The sequence below is a fragment of the bacterium genome, from assembly GCA_022616075.1.
Lineage (GTDB): Bacteria > Acidobacteriota > HRBIN11 > JAKEFK01 > JAKEFK01 > JAKEFK01.
In genome coordinates this window covers 21835-33223 of sequence record JAKEFK010000116.1, presented here as the reverse complement: position 1 = coordinate 33223, position 11389 = coordinate 21835, and the positions used below count along the sequence as shown (strand labels likewise).

The 11389-nt window shown below is 50.3% G+C and carries 6 protein-coding genes; 1 reads left to right on the top strand and 5 read right to left on the bottom strand.

Translation table 11 applies throughout. The annotated features are described in order from the left end of the window. Positions 1–10: 10 nt before the first annotated feature. Positions 11–3211: a carbamoyl-phosphate synthase large subunit gene (carB, locus tag L0156_09705; GenBank protein MCI0603277.1), complete on the bottom strand. Its 3201-nt coding sequence runs from the start codon at positions 3209–3211 to the stop codon at positions 11–13. After that, positions 3208–4323, bottom strand: coding sequence for a glutamine-hydrolyzing carbamoyl-phosphate synthase small subunit (carA, locus tag L0156_09700; GenBank protein MCI0603276.1), 1116 nt, complete (start codon positions 4321–4323; stop codon positions 3208–3210). Before carA ends, carB begins: the two co-directional genes overlap by 4 nt. A 220-nt stretch (positions 4324–4543) precedes the next feature. Between carA and L0156_09695 the strand changes: the two genes are divergently transcribed. Continuing rightward, positions 4544–6043 carry a hypothetical protein gene (locus tag L0156_09695; protein ID MCI0603275.1) on the top strand — a complete coding sequence of 500 codons (1500 nt, stop codon included), beginning with the start codon at positions 4544–4546 and terminating at the stop codon, positions 6041–6043. A 105-nt stretch (positions 6044–6148) separates the two neighbouring features. Here L0156_09695 and L0156_09690 read toward each other — a convergent pair whose 3' ends face one another. The 3 genes from L0156_09690 to nrfD form a co-directional block, all read right to left on the bottom strand. After that, positions 6149–7024 (bottom strand): class A beta-lactamase-related serine hydrolase, encoded by an 876-nt coding sequence (locus L0156_09690; GenBank protein ID MCI0603274.1) that lies wholly within the window; start codon positions 7022–7024, stop codon positions 6149–6151. 3 nt (positions 7025–7027) lie between these two features. Then, a complete protein-coding gene (locus L0156_09685; protein MCI0603273.1) occupies positions 7028–9769 on the bottom strand; it encodes a molybdopterin-dependent oxidoreductase in 2742 nt (913 codons plus the stop codon). A gap of 94 nt (positions 9770–9863) precedes the next feature. Further along, positions 9864–11339: a polysulfide reductase NrfD gene (gene nrfD, locus L0156_09680; GenBank protein MCI0603272.1), complete on the bottom strand. Its 1476-nt coding sequence runs from the start codon at positions 11337–11339 to the stop codon at positions 9864–9866. Positions 11340–11389 lie beyond the last annotated feature (50 nt).

Genomic DNA, 11389 nt, shown 5'->3' with positions numbered 1-11389 from the left:
GGAAGGGACACTAAGGCACTCTGTTATATTCCTGCAGTGCGTAGATTGGGAGCGTTCCTTCGCGCAAACCCTTGATTCCCTCGATGGCAGCTTCTGCTCCCGCAAGAGTTGTGATGCAGGGAACGCCATGCCGGATTGCCGTGCGGCGAATAGCGCTCTCATCCTGAATAGAAAATTTTCCCAAAGGTGTGTTGATTACCAGGTGAATTTCGCCATTGATGATTGCGTCTTCGATGTTGGGCCGTCCTTCATTCACTTTCAGAATCTTTTTTGCCGGGATCGAATTTTCATTCAAATACCGGGACGTTCCATCCGTCGCAACCAGCGAGAAACCCAGCCGATGAAGCGCCGATGCGATCGGAAGCAACGCAGATTTGTCACGATCATTCACGCTGACAAATACATTGCCTTCTACAGGCAACCGGTTTCCAGCAGCCATTAAAGCTTTCGCAAATGCTATTCCGAAGTTGTTTCCTACTCCCATGACTTCACCCGTGCTCTTCATTTCCGGTCCCAGCAATACATCTTCATCTGGAAACTTGATGAATGGAAAAACGGGGGCCTTGATGTAATTCCCTTGCAGAGGCACCTCCTCCGGAAGCTTGAAATCGCTGAGGTGTTCTCCTGTCATGAGTCGCGTTGCCAATTTGACCAGCGGAATTCCGATTGCCTTACTCACATAGGGCACCGTGCGGGAAGCCCTCGGATTCACTTCGAGCACGTACAGAACATCTTTCTGTACGGCGAACTGGATGTTCATCAGTCCAACGATGTTCAAATTCGCGGAAATCGTTTTGGTCCACTCGATCATTTGCTGTTTGATTCTGGGAGTTAGAAAGTAAGCAGGTAGGACACCGCAACTATCACCTGAATGAATGCCGGCGCGTTCGATATGTTCAATGATTCCGGCAACAAAAAGCTCACCACCCTCACAAAGAGCGTCCAGATCATATTCGAGCGCATCTTCCAAAAAGTGATCTATCAGGATCGGGCGATCGAAGGATTCACGCACTGCTTCCTCCACAAACTTCACCAGATCTTCTTCGTCATAAGCGATTGCCATCGCTCTACCGCCCAGAACGTAGCTGGGACGTACCATGACCGGATAGCCGATCTCCTGCGCGGTGCGGATCGCTTCTTCCAGCGAGTGACAGGTTGAAGATTGTGGTTGTCGAATTCCATAGAAATCCAGAAACTGGCGAAACCGCTTCCGGTCTTCCGCCAGATCAATCGAATCAAAACTCGTTCCCAGAATCTTTACACCTGCGCGGTGCAATCCTTCCGCCACTTTCAGTGAGGTCTGACCACCGAATTGCACAATCACACCTTCAGGATTTTCGATCTCAATAATGTCAAGCAAATTCTCCACCGTGATCGGTTCGAAATAGAGGCGGTCGGAAGTATCGTAGTCGGTGCTCACGGTTTCCGGGTTGCAATTCACCATGATCGATTCGATTCCGATTTCCTTTAAAGTGAAGGAGGCCTGGCAACAACAGTAATCGAATTCAATCCCCTGGCCGATTCTGTTGCAGCCGCTTCCCACAATTAATACTTTCCGCGCATTCGTTGGATTGGCTTCACATTCTTTTTCGTACGTTGAATATAAATAAGGAGTGTAAGCTTCGAATTCAGCGGCGCATGTATCGATACGTTTGTAAACCGGACGCAAACGGGACTGTTCACGAACCTGACGCACTTCCGCTTCCGTTCGATGACTGAAATAAGCGATATCCTTATCCGATAAACCCAGACGTTTCGCGCGGCGCAGATCTTCGGATGTCACCTCATCCCAATTTTCAAGATTGCGGCACATCGACAGTATTTCTTCCATTTGAGCCAGAAACCACGGATCGATATTCGTAATGCTGTGAATGTCATGAAAGGAGATTCCTGCTTCGATTGCCGCGGCAACGTAAAAAATGCGGTCCCATGTCGGCGTCTGCAGATGAGAGCGGATCACGGAAGGATCGTCTGAGATGTTATCCAGTAAAAGACCATAACTTTTCAATTCCAGCGCATGAATCCCTTTCATCAACGCTTCTTTGAAAGTCCGCCCGATCGCCATGACTTCTCCAACGGATTTCATCTGCGTTGTCAGAATCGGATCTGCGTACTTGAATTTTTCGAAAGCCCAGCGTGGAAGTTTTACAACGACGTAATCCAGTGTGGGTTCAAAAGAGGCCATCGTTTTGCGCGTGATCTCATTCGGGATTTCATCGAGCGTGTATCCGACGGCAAGCTTTGCAGCAATTTTCGCGATCGGAAATCCGGTGGCCTTAGACGCAAGCGCCGAGCTGCGGGAAACGCGTGGATTCATTTCAATGACAACGATCCTTCCATCATCGGGATTTACAGCAAACTGGATGTTTGAACCGCCCGTTTGCACGCCCACCTTGCGAATAATTGCAATCGATGCATCCCGAAGCTTTTGATACTCGCGATCCGTGAGCGTCTGCGAGGGTGCGACGGTGATGGAGTCTCCCGTATGAATTCCCATAGGATCGAAATTTTCGATGGAACAAATGATCACTACGTTGTCCTTCAAATCCCGCATCACTTCCAGTTCGTACTCTTTCCATCCAATCAGTGATTCTTCAATCAACACGCCATGCACCGGACTCTTTTCCAAACCGGACATCACGAGCTGGATAAACTCATCCATATTGAATGCGATGCCGCCGCCGGAGCCCCCCAGCGTGAAGGAAGGACGCAAAATGGCGGGATATCGAATCTCTTTTACAGCGGCTAAACCCTCTTCCACCGATTGAACATACGCGCTGCGCGGGACTTCGAGACCGATTTCCTGCATCGCGCGTTTGAATAGCAACCGGTCTTCTGCAAGACGAAGCGAGCCTTCACTCAATGCCAGTAATTCCACACCATTTTCGCGAAGAATCCCCTGTTCGCAAAGTTCCAGTGTTAAATTCAGCGCGGTTTGCCCCCCTACAGTCGGCAGCAAAGCGTCCGGTTTTTCCGCTTTTAATATAGAGGTAAGGACATTGACGTTTAAGGGTTCGATATAAGTGCGATCCGCAATTTCAGGATCGGTCATGATGGTGGCAGGGTTGCTGTTTACCAGAACCAGCTCGTAACCTTCCTGGCGCAGGGCTTTGCAAGCCTGAGTGCCGGAATAATCAAATTCGCAAGCCTGACCAATCACAATCGGTCCCGACCCGATGATCAATATCTTATGGATGTCTGTGCGTTTCATTTGCTTACTTTCTTTGCGTCTTCGCGCCTTTGCGTTGAATCTTCCAGCATCTTACGGAAGTCTTCAAAGATATGATGGCAATCATGCGGACCCGGAGCTGCCTCCGGATGAAATTGAACTGCTTCAATCATCTTTTCCGGACACCGAAAACCCTCCAGCGTCTGATCATTCAGGTTCACGTAAGTAGGCTGGATTTCCGGACCGAGTGAATCCGGATCCACGGCAAATCCGTGATTGTGCGAAGTAATTTCCACGCGTTTCGATGGAAGATGCATCACAGGCTGGTTTCCACCACGATGTCCGAATTTCAATTTGAAGGTTTTGCCCCCCAGAGCATGTCCCAGAATCTGATGGCCCAAACAAATTCCAAGAATTGGAAAATGACCGATGAGCTGCTGGATTTCATGAACGATCAACTGAAGAGCTGCCGGATCGCCGGGACCATTCGATAAAACGACGCCATCAGGTTTCATCGCCAGCACACGTTCGGCACTTGTGTCGGCTGGAACAACACTTACCCTGCAACCTTCCTGCTGCAGATTGCGAAGAATGTTTCCTTTGACGCCAAAATCATAGACCACCACATCCCATTTCGCGGGGCCTCGTTCGGTCATTTCATACATGCGTTTCGTTGTGACTTTTGGCACGAGATCCGCGCCTTCCATCAAGGGAATTCCCCGAACCTTTGCCAGCAAACTCCCCGCATTCAGATCGCGAGTGGATACGCCGCAACGCATCGCGCCTTTTTCACGAATATGTCTGGTCAATGCGCGCGTGTCAATTTCCGATATCGCAATCTTGCCGTGATATCGCAAGTAATCCGACAGCGAGCTTTTGCTCCTCCAGTTCGATGGATAATCGCTGAGCTCTCGAACGACAATCGCGGAAGGATAGATCCTGGAAGATTCGACGTCTTCTACATTAACGCCGTAATTCCCGATCTGTGGATATGTGAATACGATAACCTGGTCTTGATACGATGGATCGGTAAGAATTTCCTGATAACCGGTGATGCATGTGTTGAAAACGATTTCGCCGAAGTATTCACCGGGAAATCCAAAAGCAACGCCCCGTTCCGAGTAACCATCCTCCAGAACGAGTAAAGCATCCATCTCGGGGCACAGATTCTACCACAAAACAGATTCTTTTTAACGCAGAGATGCGAAGATCGCAGAGAAAAAAATTTATTACTTTGCGTCCTCTGCGTTGAATTCTCTCTATCTTAGGTTATAGACCATTCCCTAGCCATTTTCGTATGTTGCGTCCAACCGCGCGATAGAGGTGCCGGAATCATGAATCTCGTATTCTGTAGGTGAAATTAAGGAGGACATCATGAACGGCATTTCAAAAACTAATTCCCAACCACAAACAGGACCCTTGCAAAAAACCGACAATCAGCCGGCTTCAAAAACGGAAACGAAGCCAGAAGAAAAAAGTCAAACTACAGGCGCAGCAAAACCGGCTGCCGATCCGGCCGCGCAAAAAGCGGAACATGCCATGGAAGGACAGGCCCGCGCCGCCCAGCTCGATGCGAGTTTGAATAAGGTAGACCAGGCAAAAGTCGATGAAAATGCAAAGCAGATCAAAGAGAAGCTTTCTTATGGCGTTACCGATCTCGCGGTTACAGATCAGGATGTAAAGGATGTCCGCGATAAATTGGAGTCATTATCACCCGGCGAATACAAAGCGCAAGTTGAGCGCATGTCAAAAGATGGTGTGCTCCAGCGCTATATGGATAACATGAGCGATGCCGATAAAAAAGGGTTCCTGGAACAAGGCGCCAAGAAAGGCTACTTGAATGGCGGCGAAGTGAAGGTTCCGGATGGTCCGTTGAATCCACCGGCAGGTCCAACTCTTTACGATAACAAACCGGAGCTTCCCAAAGAAATGAGGGAGTTGATTTCCGAACAGAACTTGAAGGGCGCCGCGGAATATGACAAAGCTTACGGGCAATATATGGACCGTTATAAGAAGGAACTCGACAACTGCAAGAGTCCGGAGGAAATGAGGAAGCTCGGTCACTGGGCGCCGAAACATCCACTGGGTCAGGAACCCGGTTATGCAAACAAAGCAGGCGACGCGTTGGCCGATAAGTGGGCCGATGAACGAATCACAAAAACGCGTGGTGATAAAGAAGCGCGTGAGATGGCAATGGAGAAGATGTACAAATTTACCGGACGCCGCCCTGCAGGTGACGTGTTCGTAGAAGTGGAAGCGAACGCCAAAGTCGAGTTTGTGAACTCGTCGAAAACCGGTGTATCGGTCGGCGGTAAAGCTGGAGCTACTGTGGGCACCGGTGATGGCCTGCGAACAAGTACGACTCGCGAAGATGGAGTGTCGCAGCAAGTCGGCGACTTTAAAGTTGGTGGTACGGAAAGATCCAAAGATGGTTCGGTTGCCGGACAGGCCGGATATAAAGGGAGTCAGGTACAGGTACGAGATGACGGAACGTTCGAGGTCAAAATCAAGCAAGGCGGTGGGGGCAAAACCGCCGGTTATGGACCCTACGCTTCGTATAATCCGAATCAAGCTGACGCCCGTTTCGGTGCGCATGCGAGCGTGAACGCTGAAATTGGAAGCGATGGCGGACCGAAAGTCAAAGGCGAAGTCGGAGGAAAAGTAGGTGTGGGTATTCGCGGTATAACGGGCGATGAACTCTATGAAGGATTGAGACAGGGTCCGGGATACTGGAATGATCCTGCGGAATTGCAGCAGGGAAAATCCTGGAATGATCTGCCGAAGGAAACACAGGAACGCTATCAAAAGCATTACGGCTGGAGCGAAAAGGAATGGCAAGGCAAATTGCCCAAGTATCAGCCGGACGCTGCGTAGGGGCAGGCCTTGTGCCTGCCCTAATTCGGGCGACCACAAGGGTCGCGCCTACCAGCATTAAACTGCCAAGACGCCAAGAACGCGCAGGCGCCTTGGCGGTACTCTTTAGTGCAGGGCGGCCCAGATGTCGGCTGCTAGAGTGGCAACCAGCGCTTCTCCGCGAGGTTCTTCTTTCACGCCCTTGGTAAGAATCACAAGAATGGTGTTCTTGCCATTCTTGTCCTGAATGATTGCTGCGTCGTGATGAATCTCGGTAATCCAGCCGTCCTTACTCGCAACTTTGAGTCCTTTTTGATCCGCCTGGAGGCCGTCAGCGATTGTTTTGGATGTTTGCGACAAAAGAATCTTAAACATTTCCTCGCGCGAATTTTCCGAAAACAATTTTGAATTCAAAATGGTTTTCATGCAGACCGCCAGCGCGCGCGCAGAAGTGGTATTATTTTTGCCGGCCTCGTAAGCTTTGATGTCTTCAACGCCTCGCAGCACCGTCATTCCATCGGCGCCAATCTCTTTCATCAAAGCCATCACATCTTTTGCGTTTGCCATCTGGATCACGATGTTGGTTGCGAGATTACTGCTCTGATTGATCATTCGCTCCACAAGCTCACGGAGCGTCAGCGTTTTGCTGATAAGTTTGTAGATCTCTGTATCCGAATCTTCTTCAGGTGTGAGGGAGTAAGCGGAACCATCCATGATGCTGGCAAATTCATTCTTTACAACGACCGGCTGGTCTAATTGAAGCTTGCCTTTTTCGACTTTCCGAAAAATTTCCATCATGACCGGCACTTTCATCGTGGATGCTGCGTGAAAAATCTCATTTGAATTCAAAGAAAAGACATCCCCTTCAGGATCTTCGAAATAGATGCCGACCGTTGTTGCTCCGAATTCTTTCATTCTATCCGCAATTTTTGTTTCAACGCTCGCGGTCTGGGCCATCCCAAATATCAGTAGAAAACAACAAACGGATAGTTTTTGTGGCATGCGTCAATCCTTCTTATAGAACATTTCATCAGCAGGGCGAACGGGGCGGGTTAACCACAAAGGTCTACGCAATCCGTTTGCGGCCGGTCCGGATCTTGTTTGCGCGAGCCATTCTTTATAGATGGCGAAAGATTTTTTGGTATCCACGTAGATGTCTCCGTAACGGTCTTCCGGGGATACTTTCTCAAGCCGCACTTTTTGATGCCAGCAATGCATGCCGCTGATCGGATCGGGGTGCACCGGGAAAGTGATGTTTTGATGCACGCCCCCATCGGTCCACCAGATGCGCGATGAATCCGGATCTTCACTGCGAAAAGGTTTAATCCCTTCGATGTGTCTCATCCGGTAGCTGCCATCTCCGGTTTCATCGATTTTTACCAGCGCGGTCGCCCAGCGGCTGCCCTGATCGGCATCGAGTCTCCAGCGTCCCATGTGATGAGAGCACGCGATCACACCCGGCCTGATTCCTTCGGTTCGCCAGATGCGATTCACGAAGTAGCCGATCTCGGTGTGCACTTTGATCAGATCCGCATCGCGCAAACCAAGCCGCTCCGCATCGGAATGATGTATCCAGACCGGGTTCTTATGCGAGATTTCGTTGAGCCATTTTGCATTGCCTGAGCGCGTGTGAATCATAGTAGGCAAGCGGAATGTTGGAATCAAAAAGAATTCGTTCTTTGTGGAATCCAGATCTTCACGCGCAATGTGGCTTTTCACGTAAGTGGGAATTGCATATTCCGGCCACTTCCATTCTTTCATTGTTGGCGAATAGAACTCCAGTTTTCGCGAGGGAGTTGGAAACCCTTCCAACAGTTTGCCGTTGATGTTGATTCCCACAGCTTTACCGTCCTTTTTTACAAGGCCGGTCGTGTTGTCGATGTCATAGTTCGCATCTGCTAGCGGCTTTTTGTGTTTTTCATAGACGTTTTCGGGGATTTCAAAGGCTCCGTATTTTCGCATGTACTCAAGAGGAGAAAGATTCTCCTTTGCGGCGGCTTGCGGAAGCCCGGGCACCGAATTCTCGAAAATCCACCGGTAATATTCATCGATGCGCAGTTTGCGTCCCGGCTCGTAAGGAGACTCAAAATACTTCCGGATCCCCAGTTCGCCCGTGGGATCGAGGTGCCAGGAGAGTTCAATCCAGAATTCATCTTCCTCCCACACTTTTCCCGGGTTTGCTTCATAGGTGAAGTTGACCTTCTTTCCCATTTTTTCCATCGCAACGCGCAACACCGGTTGCCGGAAGGAAACCCATCGGCCTGCGTGCGTTTCCTGGCTTTGAATGTCGTGGCGTTCACCAGCGTGGCCCATGGGAAGAATGTAATCGGCAAACAGCGCTGTTTCGCTCCAGGTGGGTGTCAGCGCAACATGCAATCCGATTTTGGATTCATCTTTCAGCACTTCCATCCAGGTGAAACCATCGGGGTTTGTCCAGACAGGGTTATAAACCCGCGTGAAATAAACATCCAATTTGCCGCGACCTTCTTTCAAAAAGTGTGGCAGCAGAAAACTCATTTCATAGTGAGTCAAGGGATATTCATCAGGAAAGAGAAGCGTGTTCCAGAACTTCTGTCCTGGAGGTTCCAGCCAGAAAGTGGGGTTGTACTTTGTCCATGTATTCGGCAACATACCACCACGGGACCCAACACTTCCCGTGAGCACATGCAGGAATTCAAGACAACGCGCAACGTTCCATCCGCCGCGATTTCCTGATGCAGTGCCACGCCAGATGTGCGCTGCAAACGCGCTCCCTGCTCTGCCGATTCCCTGGGCGATTTCTGCAATCGTAGCCGCGGGGATCCCGGTTTCTTTTTCCCCGAATTCGGGAGTGTACTGGGCGTAAATCTTCTTCAATTCGATTTCAAAATTTTCAAAAGTGCATTCGCTTTCGGAGCATTCTTCGCGCATAAACTGCTCCCAGTTGGTCCAGTCCCGCACGAATTCGCGGTCATACAGCTTTTGCTCCAGAATGAAGTTGGCCATGGCGAGCAGCAAAGCGGATTCGCTTCCCGGCCATGCAGGCAACCAGTAATCCGCCATCGATGCTGTGTTGGAGAGTCGAGGATCGATCACTGCGAGCTTTGCGCCTTTCAGTTTCCCTTCAATGATGCGCTGCGCATGCGGATTGAAATAGTGTCCGGATTCGAGATGCGCGCTCAAGAGAAGAATGAAGCGCGCATTGGCATGATCCGGAGAGGGACGGTCCGCTCCTTGCCAGAGCTGATATCCAAGACGCGCGCTGGAAGAGCAGATGTTCGTATGGCTGTTATGCCCATCCACGCCCCACGCTTTTAGAACGCGATCCATGTAGCGTTCGTGTCCAGGGCGCCCCACGTGGTACATGATTTCGTTGCCGCGTCCTTCGCGAATCGCTTTTCCAATGCGGCTGCCTATGTCTTCTAACACTTCGTGCCAGTCGACACGGGTCCATTTGCCTTCGCCGCGTTTCCCGGCGCGTTTCATCGGGTAGAGAATGCGCTCCGGATCCTTGATCTGATTGATGGTTGCCGGACCCTTGGCGCAATTCTTCCCGCGGCTGCCCGGATGAACGGGATTTCCCTCAAACTTGCGTATCTCCATTGTCTCTTTATCGATGTAAGCGAGCAGTCCGCAGGCCGCTTCACAGTTAAAGCAGATCGTGGGAACCAGAGTGTAGCGGCGCTGCACTCGGCGAGGCCATGCGCGCGCTTCAAACTCTACCCAGTCATCCCATTTTTCCGGTGGTGGATAATCACTTAATTCCATAAGATTATTTAACCCGCCAAGGCGCCAAGGCGCCAAGAAAGAAGGAAGAGATTTTTAATTCTTGGCGTCTTGGCGTCTTGGCGTTTCATATTCATCATGACAAAGGTACGACCTGGCCAGCACGAACCCATTCGCGCTCATACAAAAGCAAGCCGATCAAAGCGGCCAGCCCTGCCGGTCCCGTGATTTCGAAATACAACAATACAAGCGGCACAAAAATGCCCGCAAGGATTCCGCCGATCCAGAAAGTCAGGTTCTTTCGATAAAGAGAACGCGCTGCAATCTTCGCATCCTTCGTGCTGTGAACCGCCATTAAATCGAGTGCAATCAAAGCTCCGTGCAACAAAAGTGATAAGAAGAGTATTCCGCCGACATATGGCGATTGATCATCGATGATGATGATGGCGCTCGCGCCAGCCAGCAGCGCCATCACGATCAAATGGACCGCAAATAAAGGAGATTGCCAGAAATCGCGTCCCTTCGCTTGCCAGAACAAAAATGCGCTGTAGATGGCGGAACCAAATCCGAAAAGAGCAGCAAGATAAAACGTAATCAGGAACAATTCCGGAGACTTCAGGATAAAACCAAAGATCAAATTCAATCCCAGAAAAAGTCCAAAACCGATCAAAATAAAAGCTCCGCGCGTTAACCAGCTGCGCCACTGCGGCCTGAAGATGATGTAATGAAATCGCCCGGGCTGTTTCAGATCAATGATTAGCAGAACAGTCGTGACAGCAAGAAAAAGAATCGCAGCGATGCTGAAAGCCAGAGAGAAACGCAATTCACCGGATAGAATTGCAGCAACAAACGCAAAGAACGGGATTCCAGCGGCAATCGATTTTGTCCACAAGTATGCAGCAACTTTTCCACCCCACGATTGCTCATGTGACTGGCCCTGATCGTAAACCCGAACCGCCTCCGACTCGGCTTGCTGCAATCGCGGGGGCGCTATCTGATAAACGCGTTTTGGAATCTCACTCCACATGTAACTTTCCGGTGTGGATGCATAAACAGGATTGAGCGAAGCCGTGTCCCCTTCGATGTAAAAAACCTTTGGACGCGTTCCTTTTTCCGGTTTGCGAACCTGCACTTGATGGCGCGCCAGCATCTGCGAGATTTCAGTGGATGCATCATCCATATCGCCGGCGATGATCGCGTGCTCAGGACAAACATTCACGCATGGCGGCGCCAATCCAACCTCAACCCGGTGCGCGCAGAAATTGCATTTCGCCGCAGTGTTATCGTCCGGATGAATGTAAATCGCATCGTAAGGACAGGCTTGCATGCAGGCTTTGCAGCCGATGCACCGGTCCCCGTCAAAATCAACGATGCCATCTTTTCGCTGCCAGAGAGCAGTAACAGGACAAATTTCGACGCAAGGAGCATCCGCGCAATGATTGCAACGTTGCACCGAAAAGATCCGGCGAGTGCTAGGAAATTCTCCCTTTTCGATGTACTTCACCCAGGTGCGATTCACGCCGATCGGCAAATCATGTTCCTGCTTGCAAGCAACTGTACAGGCGTGACAGCCGATGCACTTACGATTATCGATGATGAAGCCGTAGTTCATGGAAAATTCATTATAACCCTCATTTTGGAGCGCGGGAGACTGTCCAAAAA